Consider the following 18,030-nt stretch of genomic DNA (forward strand, 5'->3'; position numbering starts at 1 on the left):
GAGGGGTGGTGCGGTGGAGCGGGGCGACGCGCGGGCGCGACGCCGGTCGACCGGGCCCCGGCGCATGCCGGGACCCGATCGGAGGCGATCAGCGCTGCAGGCCGTCGCGCTGGATCGCCGACGCCGTGAACGTCAGCGTCGCGGCCGCGTTCTCGTAGTCGTTGTCCGCGGTGTCGGGCAGCTGCAGGACCATCAGGGTGTTGAGCGTCACGTCGGCGGTGTCGCTCGGGAAGGTGCCGTCGGCCGACGGCACCACGCCGAAGTTCGCCGGCGTGAACGTCGTCCCCGCGCCCGTGAGCGACGCGAGGGTGCCGGTGCCCGTGGTGGTCGCGGTCCCGCTGCACGTGTACGGGCCCGCGGGGTCCGCGGCCGAGGGCGTCCACGCCGTGGAGCAGGTCTGCAGGGTGTACTGCAGCCCCTCCGTGCCCGTCACCAGCGACTCGCTCGGGCCGGGGACCGCCGGGTCCTCGGTGCCGAGCGTCTCGCCGGTCACCTCGTACGCGAACGTGACCGACTCGACGAGGTTCCCGTCGTTGGTCGCGTTCGGCAGCGAGAGCACGATCGGGCGCTGGACGGTGTCGCCCGGCGCGATGTCCGTGATCGTGTAGTCGCCGGTCGCCAGCTCGATGTCCAGCTGACCCGCATCGGCCTGGAGGGTCGCCGTGTCCGAGTCGGTGAAGATGGCGAACGCGCCGCCGGTGATGATCGTGCCCACGGCGACGACCGCGCCGGTGGCGACGATCTTCTTCCAGGGGCGACGACGCTGGGGTGCTGTGGTGGTGCTCATGGTGTTTCCTCTCGATGGGTCTCGCGGTGCGCGGTGCGCGCGGGTCGTGCGGGTGCTGTTCCTGCTGGTGCGGTGATCGGCGTGTCGGTCGAGGCGGGTCGCCGCATCCGGGGGCGGATGCGGCCTGGGCGGTCGCGGGGCGGGCATCAGCAGCCCACCGCGGAGACGGTCGCCGGTTGGGCGACGGCGAGGGAGGGCGCGCTCGGGATGCCGACCCAGCGCTGCAGGTCGGGCCGGACGCGCCACTGGTAGGAGCGGGACTCGCCGAGCCGGTCGTCCGAGAACGACGTCACGGTGCCCGCGAGGCGGGCGACTGTGATCCAGGCGCCGGGCGTCGTGCCCGCGACGCGCCGCTCGACGAGCTGGTCGGTGGCGCCAGGGACGGCGGCCCAGGCGAGCGCCGTGACCGGGCGACCGGCGACGCAGCTCGCGGTCGCGCCGGTGACGGTCGTCGTGCTCGTCCAGGTGCCGGTGGAGGCGCCGAGGCTGGCGTCGTCCCGGTGCGTGAAGCCGCGGGGCACGAGCGGGGCGGGATCCAGGTACACCGTGATGGTGGAGGACGCGGCGATCCCGGTGCCGGGCGCCGCGGGCCGGTCGGTGATCGCGTAGGCGACGACGGAGGATCCCGGCGTCCCCGTGGCCGGCGGCTGGTAGGTGCACAGGACGGCGGTGCAGCCGAAGGACCCGGGCAGCGCGGCGGGCGGGGTGGCGCCCGTGATGGCGAGGGAGTCGCCGTCGACGTCGGTGTCGTTCGCGCGCGGATCGATCGTCACGGCCGGCCCGCCGATCGTCGCGACCAGCCGGTCGGGCCGGGCGACGGCCGCGCTGTTGACGGCCGTGACCGTGATCGTGACCCGCACGTTCCACGTGCCCGCGCCGCTCTGCAGCGCGTAGTCGAAGACGTCGACGCCCGTGAAGCCCTCGGCGGACCGGTAGGTGCACTTGCCCCGATCCGTGCCGCTCGCGACGCACGTGGCGCTGCCGGCGGTCGGCGACGCGGGCACGGGACCCGCGGCGCCGCCCACGAGCGCGGGCGTCGCCGAGAGCTGAGCGCGGCTGAGGGTCGCGCCCGTCGCGGCGCGTCCGTCGTTGGCGAGCACGTCGATCACCACGGGCACGCCCTGCGGCGTCGTCGCGGCGTCGGGCAGCGGGTCGGCGACGGCGAGCACCGTCGCGGTCGCGGTGCCGCTGACCTGCCCGGTCGGCGCGGTCGCGGTGGCCGTCGCGGTGTTGACGATGGATCCGGCCGCCACGTCCGCGGTCGTGGCCGTGTACGTGGCGGTGGCCGTGACGACCTGGCCGGGCGCGAGGGTGCCCGCGGTGCCGGGCCACGTGTAGGCGAGCGCGGAGACGCCGGTGCGCGGATCCGCGATGGAGACGCTCGTGAGCGTCGTCGACCCGGTGTTCTGCAGCCGGAACGCGTACGTCACGACGCCGCCCGCCGCGGGCACGTTGCCGGGCGTCGCGGTCTTCGTGAAGGCGAGGGTCGCCGTGCGGTCGAGGGTCAGCGTGCGCGTCGCGGTGGCCTGCGCCTGGGTGCCGCCCGAGGTCGCGCCGCGCACGGTCGCGGTGTTCGCGATCTGCCCCGCGTCGACGTCGGCCTGCCGCACCGTGTAGCTCGCCGTCGCCGTGGCGGTGGCGCCCGCGGCGAGGGTCCCGGCGGTGCCCGGCCACGTGTACGTCACGGCTGACAGCCCGGGCAGCGGGTCCGTGAGCGCCACCCCGGTCAGCGGCACCGTGCCGGTGTTCGTGATGGAGAAGGCGTACGCGACCGTGGAGCCGGCCTTGGATCCGCCCGTGAGCGTCGCGCCCTTGGTGAGCGTGAGGGCCGCGGATGCGTTGACGGGCGTGCTCGTCGACGAGCTCGCGGTCGGCGCGGCCACGTTGGCGAAGGTCTGGCCGGAGACGGTGGCGGTGTTCACGATCGGCGTCGCGGCGTCCACGTCGGCCTGGGTCACGGTGTACGCCGCGGAGGTGAAGGTCTGCGAGATCCCGGGCGCGAGGGTCACGGAGGCGGGGCTGATCCCGGTGACGCGCGGATCCGCGACCGCCACCTGCCGCAGCGACACGTTCCCGGCGTTGCGCGCGACGAACGAGTAGGCGATCCGCTCGCCGACGTCCGCCTTGCCGTTGCCGTTGGAGTCGGTGAGCGCGCCGGTCTTCGTGAGCGCGAGCGCGGGGGCGGGCGCCACGATCGGCACCGTGACGGAGCTCGTGTTGCTCGTCACGCCCGCGAGCAGCGTGTTGACGCCGGTCGCGGTCGCGGTGTTCGTGAGCGTGGCGTTCACGGCCTCCGCGGGCGTCACGACGTGGATCCCCGTGCAGGTGATGGTTCTGCCGCCGAGGAACAGGCCCAGCCCGAGCAGGCCGCCCGGGCAGGAGACCGACGAGACCAGGGGATCGTTCACGGCCAGGTTCGAGAGCGTGAGCCCGCCGGTGTTGCTCATCACGAACTGGTACGGGATCTGCTGCCCCTCGGCGTAGGCCGCCGGCTGCGCGGTCGACCGGTCGATCTGCTTCACGAGGGTGAGGGTCGTGAGGTTGTCGAGGCTCGAGACGCTCACCTCGCGGATCAGGTGCGTGTCCGTGAAGGTGCCCGTGGATGCGAGGTAGCCGAGCTTGTAGGAGGAGGGGGCGGGGGTCGTCATCGTGTACTGCAGGACCTGCGTGAGGGAGGCGGTGGATGCGCCGGCCGCCGCGCCCATGTAGACGGTGACGACGGGGAGCCGCGCCGACGAGACCGTGATGCGGATCGTGCGGCCGAGGCTGGTGGTCGGCGTGCTCAGGTCGGTGGTCGCGCGCAGGCTCGTCGCGGGCGATGCGCCCGTCAGGTAGCAGTAGCCCGCGAGGCCCGTGCCGGGTCCGCGCAGCGCGATCGCGTTCGGGCGCTGTCCGACGCCGGCGCTCGGGGTGGTGCAGCCCGTGCCCCGGCCCTCGGTGGGGCTCGAGAAGTTGCCGAACGCGTCGAGTCCGATGCCGAGGTAGCCGCCCGCCACGCCCGCCGCGGTCGTGGTCTGGGCGTAGCCGAGGCCTCCGCCGGACGGGCCCGCGGCGGTCAGGGGCACGGATCCGTCGGTGAGGAAGAACCCGATGCCGTCGGCGCCGCCGGACGAGGTGCCGTACTGGTACTGGTCGAACTTGACGTCGAGGCCGCCGGTGGCGGGGATCGCGTTGTCGTAGACGACGCCGCCGACCGCGCTGGCGCGGTTGTCGGTGAGCTGGAGGGCACCCGGGTTCGCGCTCGCGGGCAGCGACTGGTTCCTGCTCGAGCACACGCCGATGGTCGACCCGCTCGTCGGGGCGGAGGTGGCGCGGGTCAGGCACGCGCTGCCGAGCGGCTTCCACGCGGCGTCGGCCACGCTCGTCCCGCTGAACGACTCGGCGACCAGCTGCGATGCCGCTGTCGCGGTCTGCGCGGGCAGGGTCACGAGGAGCGCGGCGGCGACGGCGGCGGCGGCGAGCGCGGCCAGGCGGCGGATCCCGGGGCGGGAGCGCGCGCCGGAGGCGTCCGGATCCGGTCCGGCGGCATGGCGCGCACGCGTACCCACCACTTCGACCACCCCCTGCAGACCACGTCCTCGTCAAGGGCGTCCCGAGGCCCCCCGGCCTCGCGTCGGCAACGCTAAATCAGCAGGTCGACCCCGGAAAAGGGACCCAGTAGCGATCTAGGTGAACCAGTAGCCCCCGTCTCGGCCCTCCGGCCCCCCGGCCGGGGCACATCGCCTCCGCGAGGGTGGTCCGCGACCCGTGGATCCTGTGAGTTGAGCCGACATCGCTCAACTCCTGCTGCCGCGACTTGACGCTCGGCGAGGTCTGGGTAGAGTTGAGTCATCGCGGCTCAAGTAGCACGCCGCTGACGAAGCGGCACCGCGAGACAGACTCCGCGGGACACCCGCATCACCACACGAAGCGACCCCCGTGATCCGGGCGCCGCGGCAACAGAAGGAGAACACCCCATGGCTCGTGCAGTAGGAATCGACCTGGGTACCACCAACTCGGTGGTCTCGGTCCTGGAGGGCGGGGAGCCCACCGTCATCGCCAACGCCGAGGGCGCGCGGACCACGCCGTCCGTCGTCGCGTTCACCAAGGACGGCGAGGTGCTGGTCGGCGAGACCGCCAAGCGCCAGAACGTCACCAACGTCGACCGCACCATCTCGTCCGTCAAGCGCCACATGGGCACCGACTGGACCGTCGGCATCGACGACAAGAAGTACACGTCGCAGGAGCTGTCCGCCCGCATCCTCGGCAAGCTCAAGCGCGACGCCGAGCAGTACCTGGGCGACTCGGTGACCGACGCGGTCATCACCGTCCCCGCGTACTTCAACGACGCCGAGCGCCAGGCCACGAAGGAGGCCGGCGAGATCGCGGGCCTCAACGTGCTCCGCATCATCAACGAGCCCACCGCGGCCGCCCTCGCCTACGGCCTCGACCGGGGCAAGGAGGACGAGCTCATCCTCGTCTTCGACCTCGGCGGCGGCACGTTCGACGTCTCCCTCCTCGAGGTGGGCAAGGACGACGACTTCAGCACCATCCAGGTCCGCTCCACCGCGGGCGACAACCGCCTCGGCGGCGACGACTGGGACCAGCGCATCGTCGACCACCTCGTCAAGCGCTTCAAGGAGTCGACGGGCGTCGACGTCTCGAACGACAAGATCGCCAAGCAGCGCCTCAAGGAGGCCGCGGAGCAGGCGAAGAAGGAGCTCAGCTCCTCCACCAGCACCTCGATCCAGCTCCCGTACCTCTCCCTCACGGAGAACGGCCCGGCCAACCTCGACGAGACGCTCACCCGCGCCAAGTTCGAGGAGCTCACGAACGACCTGCTCGAGCGCACCCGCAAGCCCTTCGAGGACGTCATCCGCGAGGCCGGCGTCTCGGTCGGCGACGTGGCCCACGTGGTCCTCGTCGGCGGATCCACCCGCATGCCCGCCGTGGTCGACCTCGTGAAGAAGCTCACCGGCGGCAAGGAGCCCAACAAGGGCGTCAACCCGGACGAGGTCGTCGCCGTCGGCGCCGCGCTCCAGGCCGGCGTGCTGAAGGGCGAGCGCAAGGACGTCCTGCTCATCGACGTCACCCCCCTGAGCCTCGGCATCGAGACCAAGGGCGGCATCATGACCAAGCTCATCGAGCGCAACACGGCCATCCCGACCAAGCGGAGCGAGACCTTCACCACGGCCGACGACAACCAGCCGTCCGTCGCGATCCAGGTCTTCCAGGGCGAGCGCGAGTTCACCCGCGACAACAAGAACCTGGGCACCTTCGAGCTCACCGGCATCGCGCCGGCGCCCCGCGGGATCCCGCAGGTCGAGGTCACCTTCGACATCGACGCCAACGGCATCGTGCACGTGTCCGCCAAGGACAAGGGCACCGGCAAGGAGCAGTCGATGACCATCACGGGCGGATCCTCGCTCGGCAAGGAGGACATCGAGCGCATGGTGCGCGAGGCCGAGGAGCACGCGGCGGAGGACAAGACGCGCCGCGAGCAGGCCGAGGTCCGCAACAACGCGGAGCAGCTCGCCTACTCGATCGACAAGCTCATCAAGGAGAACGACGACAAGCTGCCCGAGGACGTCAAGTCCGAGGTCCAGGGCGACGTCGACGGCCTGAAGAGCGCCCTCGCCGGCGACGACGAGACGGCCGTGAAGACCGCCTTCGACAAGCTGTCCGCGAGCCAGACCAAGCTCGGCGAGGCCATCTACGCGCAGGGCCAGCAGGAGCAGGCCGCGGGCGAGACCCCCGAGGGCGCGTCCGAGGCGAAGAAGGACGACGAGGACATCGTCGACGCCGAGGTCGTGGACGAGGACGACGAGGACAAGAAGACCGACCGATGACCGAGGACACCGCGAACGGCGAGGGCCGCGGACCCGAGGACGAGGGAGCCGAGCAGTCGGCCCCCGCGTCCCCGGCCGGGCCTGACGCCACGGCGGATGCGGCGGCCGACCAGGCCTCCGTCCCCGGCGCCGACGGCGCGTTCGTCGAGGCCGAGGGCCCCGACGTCGAGACGACCGACGCCATGGACGAGGAACTCCAGGACCTCATCGAGCAGACCCGGAACGAGCCCGTCGAGGGCGACTCCGAGCACCTCGCGGACCTGAAGCGCGTCACCGCCGAGTACGCCAACTACCGCAAGCGCACCGAGGCCAACCGCGAGATCGAGCGCCAGCGCGCGGTCGGCGACGTGGTCAAGGGCATCCTCCCGGTGCTCGACGACCTCGACCGCGCCGAGAAGCACGGGGACCTCGCGGAGGGCGGACCGCTCACCGCGATCGTCGCCAAGCTGCGGACGAACGTGGAGCGCATCGGGCTGGTCAAGGTCGGCGCCGTGGGCGACGCCTTCGACCCGCAGGTGCACGAGGCGATCTTCCAGAAGCCGAACCCCGAGGTCCAGGTGGACACCGTGGCGGACGTCGTCGAGAGTGGCTACTACATCGGCGAGACGCTGCTGCGGGCCGCGAAGGTCGTCGTCGACAAGCCGGAGTAGCGCCATCAACCGCAGCATCGATCCGGCTGCACCCACCCCGGTCCGGGCGTCCGCACGCGCGGGCGCCCGGACCGGGCCGTGCGGCCCCCACCACGAGACGACAGAGAAGGGAGGCGTCTGATGGCCAGCCAGGACTGGTTCGACAAGGACTTCTACAAGGTCCTCGGAGTGTCCAAGGACGTCTCGGAGGCCGACCTGAAGAAGGCCTATCGCAAGCTCGCGCGGCAGTACCACCCGGACAGCAACCCGGATCCGTCGGCCGAGTCGCGCTTCAAGGAGATCAGCGAGGCGCACGCCGTGCTCGCCGACAAGGAGCAGCGCAAGGAGTACGACCAGATCCGCGCCATGGGGTCGGGCGCGCGCTTCAGCGCCCCCGGGGCCGGCGGCGGACAGGCGGGCGGGTTCGAGGACGTGTTCGGCGGCATGTTCGGCCAGCAGGCCGGCGGCCGCGGGCGGCGCACGGCCGGGTTCGGTTCCGGCCAGCCGCAGTACAGCCAGGGCGGGTTCGAGGACATCCTCGGCGGCATGTTCGGCAACGGCGGCTTCGGCCAGTCGTCCGGCGGCTACCGGGGCTACGGCGCGCCCACCAAGGGCCGCGACGTCACGGCGACCACCACGATCGACTTCCTCACCGCGGTGCAGGGCGACGTCGTGCGCCTGCAGGACTCCGACGGCCGGCCCCTCACGGTGCGCGTGCCGGCCGGGGTCTCCGACGGGCAGAAGATCCGGCTCGCCGGCAAGGGCGAGCCGTCGGGCGACGGCGGCGCGTCGGGCGACATCATCCTCACGGTGCACGTCCGACCGCATCCCGTGTTCGAGCGAGACGGGCTCAACCTCCGGGTGAACGTGCCCGTCACGTTCCCCGAGGCCGCGCTCGGCGCGACCATCGAGGTGCCCACGCTCGGCGGCGACCCGGTGCGGCTGAAGGTCGCGCCCGGCACGTCCAGCGGCAAGGTGCTGCGCGTCAAGGGACGCGGCGTCACGACCCCGAAGGGCACGGGCGACCTGCTCGCGCGCATCGAGGTCGCGGTGCCGGCGCGCCTCACCGACGCCCAGCGCGTGGCGCTCGACGCGTTCGCCAGCTCCGGACCCGGCGAGGACCCGCGCCGGGAGCTCATCGAGCGGGCCAGGAGCTGACGTGGATCCCCGCGACACGATGGACGAGGACGCCCCCGTCTTCGTGATCTCCGTGGCGGCCGAGCTGTCGGGCATGCACCCGCAGACGCTCCGGCAGTACGACCGCCTCGGCCTCGTGTCGCCCACCCGCACGGCCGGGCGAAGCCGCCGCTACTCGATGCGCGACATCGTGCAGCTGCGGGAGGTCGCCCGGCTCGGCGCGGAGGGCGTGAGCCTGGAGGGCATCGCGCGGATCCTCGAGCTCGAGAACCAGGTGACCGAGCTCCGCGGGCGCGTGCGCCAGCTGGAGTCGGCGCTCGCCGACGAGCTGCTGTCGCGGCCCGGCCGCCGCGTGTTCGCGGCCCGCGGCGACGGCGACGTGGTGTCGCTGCGCGCGGGTGTGCGTCCGTCCCGGCCCACCGAGGTCGTGCTGTACCGGGCGGCGCTCACCATGCCCGGCGACGACCGCGACGGCTCCGGGCGCGACGCGCGGTGAGCGACGCTCCCGACGCCGCTGCTGCCGACGCCGCTGCCGCATCCGCCGCCGACGACCTGCTCGACCTCGGCGCGCTCCGCCGCCGGCCCGACGTCGAGGCCGAGAACCTCTTCGCCGTGGACGCCGCCGACCGGCTGCTCCTCGACGAGCTGGTCGCTCTGCTCGCCGCCGCGGCCGACGCGGGCCGCCCGGTGCGGCCCGAGGAGCTCGTCGTGATCGGCGACCAGTACGGCGCCCTCGCACTGGGCGCCGCTGCCGCGCTGCGTCGAGCGGGGACGCCGGATCCCGTGCGCATCCGCGTGCACCAGGACGCCCTCGCCTCCGAGACCGCGCTCCGCCTCAACGCGGAGCTGATCGGCGAGACCGCGGAGATCGCCCACCACGGGCTGGACGACGCGCTCGTGGCGGGCGCCCGCGTCGTGATCGCGCGCCTGCCCCGCAGCCTCGACGCCCTCGACGAGTGGGCCGGCGTGGTCGCGCGTGCCGCCGCCGACGACGTGACCGTGCTCGCCGGCGGCCGCGTCAAGCACATGACCCCCGCGATGACCGACGTGCTCCGCCGCCGCTTCGGCGAGGTGCACGCCACCCTCGCGCGACAGAAGTCGCGGATCCTCGTCGCGCGCGAGCCCGTGCGCGCGACCGCCGGCGGTGCCGCCGCCGCCTACCCCCGCCGCGAGTCGCACCCCGACCTCGGCCTCGAGGTGCGCGCGCACGGCGCCGCCTTCGCGGGCGCCCGCATCGACATCGGCACGCGCTTCCTCCTCTCCTTCCTCGCCGATCTGCCCGCCGACGCCCGCGTCGCCGTCGACCTCGGCTGCGGCACGGGCGCCATCGCGTCGGCCGTCGCGCTCGCCCGGCCGGACCTGCGCGTGATCGCGACCGACCAGTCGTGGGCCGCCGTCGACTCGGCGCGCGCGACCGTCGCCGCGAACGGGCTCGCCGACCGGGTGACCGTGGTGCGCGACGACGCCGGATCCACCGTCCCCGACGGATCCGCCGACCTCGTGCTCCTGAACCCGCCCTTCCACACGGGCGCCACCGTGCACGCGGGCCTCGCGCCGCGCCTCTTCGCCGCCGCCGCGCGCATGCTCCGCCCGGGTGGCGAGCTCTGGACGGTCTACAACAGCCCGCTCGGCTACCGGCCGCAGCTGACGCGCATCGTCGGCCCCACGCGCGAGGCGGGTCGGAACGCGAAGTTCACGGTCGCCGTCTCGACGAAGCCCGAGTCGCGGGCCTAGCCTCGGATCCACCGCGGCCGCCCGAGCCGCGCCCGCTCGCCGAGGAGCCCGCATGCCCACCTTCCGCACCCGCGTCATGCAGGCCCGCGTCAACGCGACCGGGCTGCCCGTGCCGCCGGAGGCGCTCGACGAGCTGGGTGCCGGGAAGCGGCCCGCGGTCGTCGTCACCGTCGCGGGATACACGTACCGCACGAGCGTCGGCGCGATGGGCGGCCAGCACCTCATCCCGCTGAGCGCCGCGCACCGCGCCGCGTCGGGCGTGGCCGCCGACGACGAGGTAGAGGTGACCATCGAGCTCGACGAGCAGCCGCGCGAGGCCGCGATCCCGGATGAGATCGCCGCCGCCTTCGCCGCGGAGCCCGCCCTGGCCGACGCGTTCCGCGCGCTGTCATCGAGCCGGCAGCGCGCCCTCGTGGATCCGATCGCCGAGGCGAAGACGGACGAGACCCGCGCGCGTCGCGTCGAGAAGGCGCTCGCCGCGCTGCGCGGCTGACCCCGACCGCATGCGCGGGTCGCGCGCCTCAGGACGCGGGCGGATCCAGCACCAGCAGGTCGCCGATCTCGCACTCGAGCGCGCGGCAGACCGCGACGAGGGTCGAGTAGCGGATCGCCCGGGCCCGGTCGTTCTTCAGCACCGACAGGTTGACCTGGCTCACGCCCACGATCGCGCTCAGCCGCGTCAGCGTCATGCCGCGCGCCGCGAGCAGCTCGTCGAGGCGGCAGTGGACGCCGGTGGGGCCCTCGTCGTCTGCGCCCATCAGACGAGGCCGCGGGTGTCGCGCTGCAGGGTCTCGCCGTGCTCGACCACCAGGCCGACGATCATCAGGGCGAATCCGAGCGCGATGGTCGACGCGTCGACCTCCGCGACCACGGGCCAGAAGCCGTCGAGCCCGTCGGCGGGGTCGTTGAGCGCGTCGCCGACCATCCAGGCCACGCCCGTGCGCGCGGCGAGCGACAGCAGCGCCGCGATCATCACGGTGCCGCCCGCGAGCGTGACCACGAGGCTGAGGCGGCGGGCGAGCGGATCCGGCCGGAGCAGCCGGCGGGCGAGGATCGCGACCGTCCCCGCGAGCGCGATGCCGACGGCGGCGTCGAGCGCGATGCGGACGACGTGCAGCGCGACGATGCCGCCGGACAGCTGGCCCACCGCGACCTCGGCGGTGCGGTGGGCGCCCGAGCGCAGGTCGGCGGGACCGGCGTCGGCCTCGGCGGGAAGGGATCCGCGCATCTCGAGCGACGTGTGCACCACGCCGGTCCGCACGGTCTCGACCGCGCTCACCACGGCCGCCGCGGTCACCGCCAGCAGTACGAGCACGGCGATCGCGAGGGCCGCCCACAGGACGCCGCGCGTGACGCGCGCGGCGGACCCGGTGCCGGCGAGGGGTGTGCGTGCCATGGGGCGTCCTATCGATCATCGTTACAACGAATGTCGATATGGTGGCACGCGGTCGGGCCCGCTGTCGAGGCCCGCGGGGATCACGCCGGGTGCGTGCGGAACCACTCCAGCAGCCAGCGGGCGCGGGACGGCGCGTCTGGACGCGCGGCGGCGGACGCCGGGCGGTCGAGGAAGTCGTCGTAGCCGCGGAGCTGGCGGAGGGTCGCGTCGTCGACCGTGCGGAAGCCCATCGACCAGGCGGGGAACTGCCGGGCGGGGATCTCCTCGTCGAGCAGCAGCCGCACGTCGGTGTGGCGCTCGTCGGCCTCGATGGCCGCGAAGACCGACTCGACGGCGTCGTGCGGGCCCTCGAGCACCTGCATGAACCTGCCGTCGCGGTGCAGCAGCAGGCCCGTGAGGCCGGTCTGCTCGTTGTTGCGGATGCACTGGCCGAGGAGCTCGGCCAGGTCGTCGTCGGTCATGTGCCGTGTGGCCGTGCTCGTGTAGACGGTCGTCCGCATGGTGCCCCCTGGTGCTGTTCCCCCCATCCTCGCGCGTCGCGGGCGTGCACCGTGCACCGGATGCGTGCGCGGCGCGGGGCGGACATCGCGGCGGCCGGGGATCCGCCGGGGTCCGGCCGTCCGGACGGATGACAAGAGCCCGGCGCGTCCACGGGTACGGCGCGCGCCGGGCTCCTGCTGCTGCCGCGTCCGTTCGGGTCGGTTCGCGGAGGGATCTGATGAGCTGCCCCGCTCGGCGGGGGGACGCGGCGGGCGCTCCTCGGGTATCCATTCGCACGGCGGCATCGGGGGGAATCCGCTGTACTGAGAGGACTCTACGTCGCCTGTCCTCGCTTTGGGGGACAAGTCGTGCACGAATCGCGGGTGATCCGAGGGTGAGGGGAGGGTGAGAGGGCCCGCCCGCCGCGGATCCGGGGTCAGCGCGAGCCGCCGCCGAGCGTCCAGGTGCGCACGTGCTCCCAGGTGAGGGTGTTCCACCAGCGGCCGGACCAGTCCGGGCTCGCGGTGCGGTACATGACGACCGTGTCGCCGACGAAGCCGGTCGGCACGGGCTCGTCGAGCTCGCGGATGAAGGCGCCGACCTCGTCGTGCAGGTCGGGGCGGACGAGGAGGTCGTGCGACGCGAGCGAGAGGTGCGCCCGGAAGCGCGCGGGGTCGAACGAGTGGTGCTCGGGGGAGTCCATGGGTCGGCGGAACGGGGCCGCGACGCGGTCGATGTCCGCCGCGAGGGCGAGCAGCGCGTCGTTCTTGCTGCCGTCCGGCAGGCCGTCGACGTCGTAGACGAATCCGAAGCCGTGCTCGCGGACGCCCGCGTTGTGCACGGGGAACGCGGGACGGTCGGCGAGGAGCTCGGTGACCGCCTCGATCACCCGCGTCTCGTCGTGCCCGAACGGCTGGCTCCCGATGAGCGTCGCGTGCGGGGGGAAGGCGCCGGCGGACACGAGGCCGTACTGCGCGCGGATCTGGTCGGTGACGACGGTCACGGCCCGGCAGGTGCGCGCGTCGGGGCGGAGGAAGATCCCGTAGCGGTAGGGGTCGCTGTCGTCGCGGGGGAGCAGCGACGGACGCATCTCGACCCGGCTGGCCGACGCGGGCGCGGTGTCGGGGGCGGCGAGCGCGTATGCGGTGGGGTCGTCGTGGTCCATGGGGATCCTCCAGGCGTCGAGCGAGCGCAGGGAACGTTCCCTACGTGGCGACGTCGATGGTTCCACATCGTGGATCGGCGAGGGCGGCCGCGGGGTGAACGGCGGGTGGACGCGCGGTGCGCGGGCGCGGGGGCGGTGCCTGCGCGGCGCCCGCGCGACGTGCGTCAGGCGCGGAGGCGCGCGGCCGTGCGGCCCGGGATCAGCGCGCCGTCGACCGCGGTGTGGCACGTGCCCGTGACGGTGCCGTCGATGCGGTCGACCACGGCGTCGACGGCGAGGGCGCCGATGACGGGGATCGGCTGGCGCCAGGTCGTGAAGTCGAGGAGCGCGCTCGTGAAGGGCGGCAGGCCGTCGTAGCCGGTGATGGAGACGCCGTCGGGGGCGGTGATGCCGCGGCGGCCCAGGCCGTCGAGGATCGCGAGGGCCCACCCGTCGCTCGGCGCCATGATCGCGGTGACGCCGCCCGCGTCGACGATCGCCTGCGCGATGCCGTCCGCCCCCTCGATGTGCCCGCCCCGGTGCTCCTCCCCGCGCACGTGCACGGCGTCGAGGCCGAGCTCGCGGAGGCGGTCGAGCATCGCGAGGGTGCGGGCGGACATCGTGAGGGAGATGGCGGGCGGGAGCGTGAGGACGGCGACGCGGCGGTGGCCGAGCGACGCCACGTGGTCGGCGAGCCCACGGCCGCCCGCCGTCTCGTCGCAGTAGACGCTGCTGAGCGACGCGTCCACCTCGGGGCGGCCCGCGACGACCGTGGGGATCCGGCGCGCGGACGGCAGGATGTCCGCGACCGGGAGGGCGCCGCTGCAGACGATGAGCCCCTCAACCTGCAGCGAGACGAGCGTCTCGAGGGCCTTGCGCTCCTCCACCACGTCGAACGCGCCGAAGCCCGTCGCCGTGACGACCCGGTACCCGCGCTCCGACGCCCGCTGCTGCAGCGCCGTGAGCAGGTGCCCGTAGAAGGGCGTGGACGCGTCCCGGACCAGGACGCCGAGCGTGTGGGTGCGGTGCGCCGACATCCCGCGCGCGTGGGCGTTGGCGACGTAGCCGAGCGCGGCCGCGGCGTCGCGGACCGTCTGCTGCGTGGCGGGGGCGACGCCCGGCGCGCCGGAGAGCGCGCGCGAGACGACGGACTTGGAGACCCCCGCACGCGCGGCGACGTCGTGGATGGTGGGGGCTGCGCCGGGGCGGCTCATGCGCGGATCCGCGGGGCGAGCGGCGCGGGGAGCGCGGCGTCGGGGACGGGGATCGGCGCGGGGTGCGGGGCGGCGGCGGCGGGGGGCACGGGTCCACGGTAGCGATGCGGGGGCACCGCGGGTGGCAGGTCAGGGGTGGGACGGCGAGGGACCGATGGCGGGCGGCGGATCGGCGACGGGCGCGGGATCCGCTTCTGCCGCGGGCTCCTGGACGGGCGGAAGGGGCAGGCCGGCCGCGCTGGCGCCGAGGCGGCGGAGGATCGCGCGGCACGCCAGTCGGAGTGGGCCGGGCGGTCGCGGCGCGTGAGGCCCGCCGGCATCCCCGGCGGTTGTCGCGCGTCGGATCGCGCGGAGCGGGTCGTCGTCGGCCGGATCCCCGGGCCATACGTCGTGCAGCGCGCGGAGCCGCTCCTGCAGGAGGTCGTCGTCGCGGTCGGGGCTGCTCAGCACGCGCGGGCTCCCGGGGGCGTGCGGCGCCGACGGCCGGGGTGCGCCGGGCGGACGCCTGGCGGGGTGCGCGGGTGCGGGGCGTGCGGCATGGGACCTCGTGCTGCGGCTCGGACGGGAGGGGCACGAGGCTACGGGCCGCGCGGATCCGGCGGCGCGGCTCCTGCACATGCCGCGTCGCGCTAGGTTCGGCGGGACCCGGGGAGGCGCATGGACCACGACGCCGTCGATGGCGCGCGCGACGCCCGCGGCGGCGTGTGGCGCGTGCGTGAGCTGCGGCTCGACCGGATCCACGTGGATGTCGCCGTGCGGATCGCCGGCGGTCGCGTGACGCTCGCCGACCCCGCCGAGGAGGTGCTCGGGCGGCTCGACCTGGCGATCAGCGACGGCGTGGTCGACCGGCACGTGCACCTCGGGCTCGTGGATCGCGCGGCGCTCGCCGGATCGCCCGTCACGGCCGTGGTCGACCTCGGGTGGGATCCCGCCGAGATCGCCCGCATCGCCGCTCGCCCGCCCGAGGGGGTGGACGTCCGCTACGCGGGTCCGTTCCACACCGCCCTGGGCGGTTACCCCTCGGATCGCGCGTGGGCGCCCGCGGCCGCGGTGCGCGAGGTGGCGCGCGCCGAGGACGCGGCGGCGGCCGTCGCGGAGGCCAGGGCGGGCGGATCCGGCGCGGTGAAGATCGTGCTGCACGACGGCGGACCGCTCCTCGCCGACGACGTGCTGGCCGCGCTCGTCGACGCCGCGCACGACGCCGGGCTGCCGGCCGCCATGCACGCGGAGGGCGCGGGACAGGCGGCGCGCGCGATCCGGGCGGGCGCAGACGTGCTCGTGCACGTGCCGTGGACCGAGCGGCTCGACGACGCCACGCTGTGCGAGTCCGCGACGCGGGACGTGCTCTGGATCTCGACCCTGGCGATCCACGACGGCGCCGACCTCGCGACTGCCCTCGAGAACGCCCGGCGCTACGTCGCGCTCGGCGGCCGGATCGCGTACGGCACCGACCTCGGCAACGGCTACCTCCCCGCGGGCCTGAACGCGCGGGAGGTCGAGCTGCTCGGCGAGGTCGGGCTGCGGGGTCCGGCGCTGCTCGACGCCGTGCTGGGCAGCGCGCCCGGCGTCATCGCGCACGCGCTGGCGAGCGCGGATCCGCTGCCGTCGTCCGCCGCCACCACCGCCGGTGAGCTGGTGGCGTGGCTGCGCGGGGCGCACCGGCTGGGCGCGGGGGACCTGCCGCGGCGGGCATGAGCGGCCGACCGTACCCTTCCGCCGACCACGGGTTGTCCCCCGACGTGAGGTTAGGCTAACCTCACCTATCGTGACCTCCCCCGCCTCGACCGCCCCGATCGCGCGCGCCGCGGACCCGGATCCGACGCCGGCGTCACCGGCGTCACCCGCCGCATCCGCCGCATGCGCCCTCGAGGCCCGCGACATCACGGTCGCGTACGGCGACACGGAGGTCGTGCACGGTGCAGGGCTCGAGATCCGGCCGGGCTGCGTCACCGCGCTCGTCGGCCCGAATGGCAGCGGGAAGTCGACGCTGCTGCGCACGATGGCGCGCCTCCAGGCGGCGCGCTCCGGGTCGCTCGTCCTGCGCGAGGAAGGCGCTGAGGCGGGCGAGTCCGACGCCCTCGACCTCTCCCTCCGCCGCTTCGCCCGCCGCGTCGCGCTCCTCACGCAGGGCCGCCCGACGCCCGGTGGCCTCAGCGTCCGCGACGTCGTCGAGTTCGGCCGCTACCCGCACCGCGGGCGCTTCGGCGGGGCGGATCCCGAGGGCCGAGCGGCCGTGGATCGCGCGCTCGACCTCACCGGCCTCGTCGCCCTCGCCGACCGGGGCGTCGACCAGCTCTCCGGCGGCCAGCTCCAGCGCGTGTGGCTCGCGAGCTGCCTCGCCCAGGAGACGGGCGTGCTCCTCCTCGACGAGCCGACCACGTACCTCGACCTCCGCTACCAGGTCGAGCTCCTCGACCTGGTGCGCGACCTCGCCGACGACGCATCGATCGCCGTCGGCGTCGTCCTCCACGACCTCGATCAGGCCGCCGCGCTCGCCGACACCGTCGCGCTGCTCTCCGACGGCCGGATCGTCAAGACCGGCACCCCATCCGAGGTGCTGACCCCCGACCTCCTCACCGAGGTCTACGGCATCCCCGTCGAGGTCCACGCGGACCCGACGACGGGCAGCCTGCGCACCCGCGCGGTCGCCCGCCACCACCACAGGAACGAGAGGCTCCACCCGTGATCACGAGACGACGAACCCTGGCGATGACCGCCCTCGCCGCCGCGACAGCGCTCACGCTGACCGCATGCGGCACCACCGAGGAGGCATCCACGGACGCCGGCGCGAAGCCGGCCGGGCAGTCGATCACCCTCACCGACGGCACCGGCGCGGAGGTCACGCTCGACGGGCCCGCGACGAAGGTCGTCGGCACCGAGTGGAACGTCGTGGAGAACCTCGTGTCGCTGGGCGTGGATCCCGTGGGCGTCGCGGACGTGGCCGGCTACAGCGCCTGGTCGTCCGCCGTGCCGCTCGTGAACGAGCCCGCCGACATCGGCACGCGGGGCGAGCCGAGCGTGGAGACCATCGCGTCGCTCGCGCCCGACCTCATCGTCGCGACCACCGACCTGCCGGCCGACGCGATCACGCAGCTGAAGGCCATCGCGCCCGTGCTGCAGGTGAACTCGGCCGACGGCAGCAAGCAGATCCAGCAGAGCGAGGACAACCTCGAGCTCATCGCGAAGGCGACGGGCACCGAGGACAAGGCGACCGAGGTCATCGGCGCATACGACCAGGCCGTCACGGACGCGAAGGCGAAGCTCGACGCGGCCGGGCTCGCGGGCTCGAAGTTCCTGTTCGCCGACGCGTACGTGGACGCCGGCGCGGTCACCATCCGCCCGTTCGGGACGGGCTCGCTCATCGGCGACGTCACCACCGAGCTCGGCCTCGAGAACGCGTGGACGGGCGAGGTCGACCCCGCGTACGGCCTCGGATCCACCGACGTGGAGGGCCTCACGACCGTCGGCGACGTGCAGTTCCTCTACAACTCGAACTCCACGCAGGGCGACGACCCGTTCGCCTCGACGCTCGCCGGCAACGCCGTGTGGCAGTCGCTCCCGTTCGTGACCGCGGGCGACGTGCACCGCATGCCCGACGGCATCTGGGCGTTCGGCGGCCCGGCGTCGATGACGGCGTACGCGAAGGCCGTCACCGACCTGCTGGCCGGCTGACCGGCTCCC

General features: G+C 74.2%; 16 protein-coding genes. 9 read left to right on the forward strand and 7 right to left on the reverse strand.

Translation table 11 applies throughout. The features are described from left to right. Positions 1-88 precede the first annotated feature (88 nt). On the reverse strand, positions 89-787 hold the full coding sequence (locus NL142_RS00395; protein ID WP_435080498.1) for a TasA family protein: 699 nt from the start codon (positions 785-787) through the stop codon (positions 89-91). A gap of 146 nt (positions 788-933) precedes the next feature. Further along, the gene (locus NL142_RS00400; protein WP_435080499.1) at positions 934-4,338 is read right to left on the reverse strand and encodes a DUF7507 domain-containing protein; all 3,405 of its coding nucleotides are present in this window, start codon (positions 4,336-4,338) and stop codon (positions 934-936) included. A gap of 405 nt (positions 4,339-4,743) precedes the next feature. Between NL142_RS00400 and dnaK the strand changes: the two genes are divergently transcribed. The 6 genes from dnaK to NL142_RS00430 all read left to right on the forward strand — a co-directional run bounded on the left by dnaK (position 4,744) and on the right by NL142_RS00430 (position 10,608). Further along, on the forward strand, positions 4,744-6,615 hold the full coding sequence (gene dnaK / locus NL142_RS00405; protein ID WP_043585963.1) for a molecular chaperone DnaK: 1,872 nt from the start codon (positions 4,744-4,746) through the stop codon (positions 6,613-6,615). Continuing rightward, positions 6,612-7,265, forward strand: coding sequence for a nucleotide exchange factor GrpE (locus NL142_RS00410; RefSeq protein WP_435080500.1), 654 nt, complete (start codon positions 6,612-6,614; stop codon positions 7,263-7,265). Before dnaK ends, NL142_RS00410 begins: the two co-directional genes overlap by 4 nt. 120 nt (positions 7,266-7,385) lie before the next feature. Next, positions 7,386-8,402 carry a DnaJ C-terminal domain-containing protein gene (locus NL142_RS00415; protein ID WP_435080501.1) on the forward strand — a complete coding sequence of 339 codons (1,017 nt, stop codon included), beginning with the start codon at positions 7,386-7,388 and terminating at the stop codon, positions 8,400-8,402. Positions 8,403-8,421: 19 nt separating this feature from the next. After that, positions 8,422-8,877, forward strand: a complete 456-nt coding sequence (locus NL142_RS00420) for a heat shock protein transcriptional repressor HspR (RefSeq protein WP_435081611.1) — start codon at positions 8,422-8,424, stop codon at positions 8,875-8,877. Then, positions 8,874-10,115: a class I SAM-dependent methyltransferase gene (locus NL142_RS00425; protein WP_435080502.1), complete on the forward strand. Its 1,242-nt coding sequence runs from the start codon at positions 8,874-8,876 to the stop codon at positions 10,113-10,115. Before NL142_RS00420 ends, NL142_RS00425 begins: the two co-directional genes overlap by 4 nt. 52 nt (positions 10,116-10,167) lie before the next feature. Then, positions 10,168-10,608, forward strand: coding sequence for a DUF1905 domain-containing protein (locus tag NL142_RS00430; protein WP_435080503.1), 441 nt, complete (start codon positions 10,168-10,170; stop codon positions 10,606-10,608). A gap of 28 nt (positions 10,609-10,636) precedes the next feature. On the opposite strand, the gene NL142_RS00435 is transcribed toward NL142_RS00430, so the two are convergent. The 5 genes from NL142_RS00435 to NL142_RS00455 form a co-directional block, all read right to left on the reverse strand. Further along, the gene (locus tag NL142_RS00435) at positions 10,637-10,873 is read right to left on the reverse strand and encodes a helix-turn-helix domain-containing protein (protein ID WP_194683893.1); all 237 of its coding nucleotides are present in this window, start codon (positions 10,871-10,873) and stop codon (positions 10,637-10,639) included. Beyond that, on the reverse strand, positions 10,873-11,511 hold the full coding sequence (locus NL142_RS00440) for a hypothetical protein (RefSeq protein WP_435080504.1): 639 nt from the start codon (positions 11,509-11,511) through the stop codon (positions 10,873-10,875). The genes NL142_RS00435 and NL142_RS00440 overlap by 1 nt, the downstream gene beginning before the upstream one ends. An 80-nt stretch (positions 11,512-11,591) precedes the next feature. Next, positions 11,592-12,011, reverse strand: coding sequence for a BLUF domain-containing protein (locus NL142_RS00445; protein WP_194683890.1), 420 nt, complete (start codon positions 12,009-12,011; stop codon positions 11,592-11,594). Between the two features lie 416 nt (positions 12,012-12,427). Beyond that, positions 12,428-13,156: a 2'-5' RNA ligase family protein gene (locus NL142_RS00450; protein WP_435080505.1), complete on the reverse strand. Its 729-nt coding sequence runs from the start codon at positions 13,154-13,156 to the stop codon at positions 12,428-12,430. 164 nt (positions 13,157-13,320) lie between these two features. Further along, the gene (locus NL142_RS00455; protein WP_435080506.1) at positions 13,321-14,349 is read right to left on the reverse strand and encodes a LacI family DNA-binding transcriptional regulator; all 1,029 of its coding nucleotides are present in this window, start codon (positions 14,347-14,349) and stop codon (positions 13,321-13,323) included. Positions 14,350-15,006: 657 nt separating this feature from the next. Between NL142_RS00455 and NL142_RS00460 the strand changes: the two genes are divergently transcribed. The 3 genes from NL142_RS00460 (at position 15,007) to NL142_RS00470 (ending at position 18,021) form a co-directional block, all read left to right on the forward strand. Beyond that, complete coding sequence (locus NL142_RS00460; RefSeq protein ID WP_435080507.1) at positions 15,007-16,044, forward strand: hydrolase; 1,038 nt, start codon at positions 15,007-15,009, stop codon at positions 16,042-16,044. Positions 16,045-16,114: 70 nt separating this feature from the next. Beyond that, positions 16,115-17,035 (forward strand): ABC transporter ATP-binding protein, encoded by a 921-nt coding sequence (locus NL142_RS00465; RefSeq protein ID WP_435080508.1) that lies wholly within the window; start codon positions 16,115-16,117, stop codon positions 17,033-17,035. After that, positions 17,032-18,021: an iron-siderophore ABC transporter substrate-binding protein gene (locus NL142_RS00470; RefSeq protein ID WP_435080509.1), complete on the forward strand. Its 990-nt coding sequence runs from the start codon at positions 17,032-17,034 to the stop codon at positions 18,019-18,021. The genes NL142_RS00465 and NL142_RS00470 overlap by 4 nt, the downstream gene beginning before the upstream one ends. Positions 18,022-18,030: the final 9 nt, after the last annotated feature.

The sequence above is a fragment of the Clavibacter quasicaliforniensis genome, from assembly GCF_051201715.1.
In the GTDB taxonomy this organism is placed as follows: domain Bacteria; phylum Actinomycetota; class Actinomycetes; order Actinomycetales; family Microbacteriaceae; genus Clavibacter; species Clavibacter seminis.

Coding starts and splice junctions, on each gene's coding strand:
- NL142_RS00455 (WP_435080506.1), bottom strand. CDS start 14,349: ATGAGCCGCCCCGGCGCAGCCCCCACCATCCACGACGTCGCCGCGCGT.
- NL142_RS00440 (WP_435080504.1), bottom strand. CDS start 11,511: ATGGCACGCACACCCCTCGCCGGCACCGGGTCCGCCGCGCGCGTCACG.
- dnaK (WP_043585963.1), top strand. CDS start 4,744: ATGGCTCGTGCAGTAGGAATCGACCTGGGTACCACCAACTCGGTGGTC.
- NL142_RS00435 (WP_194683893.1), bottom strand. CDS start 10,873: ATGGGCGCAGACGACGAGGGCCCCACCGGCGTCCACTGCCGCCTCGAC.
- NL142_RS00395 (WP_435080498.1), bottom strand. CDS start 787: ATGAGCACCACCACAGCACCCCAGCGTCGTCGCCCCTGGAAGAAGATC.
- NL142_RS00410 (WP_435080500.1), top strand. CDS start 6,612: ATGACCGAGGACACCGCGAACGGCGAGGGCCGCGGACCCGAGGACGAG.
- NL142_RS00460 (WP_435080507.1), top strand. CDS start 15,007: ATGGACCACGACGCCGTCGATGGCGCGCGCGACGCCCGCGGCGGCGTG.
- NL142_RS00450 (WP_435080505.1), bottom strand. CDS start 13,156: ATGGACCACGACGACCCCACCGCATACGCGCTCGCCGCCCCCGACACC.
- NL142_RS00420 (WP_435081611.1), top strand. CDS start 8,422: ATGGACGAGGACGCCCCCGTCTTCGTGATCTCCGTGGCGGCCGAGCTG.
- NL142_RS00430 (WP_435080503.1), top strand. CDS start 10,168: ATGCCCACCTTCCGCACCCGCGTCATGCAGGCCCGCGTCAACGCGACC.
- NL142_RS00445 (WP_194683890.1), bottom strand. CDS start 12,011: ATGCGGACGACCGTCTACACGAGCACGGCCACACGGCACATGACCGAC.
- NL142_RS00415 (WP_435080501.1), top strand. CDS start 7,386: ATGGCCAGCCAGGACTGGTTCGACAAGGACTTCTACAAGGTCCTCGGA.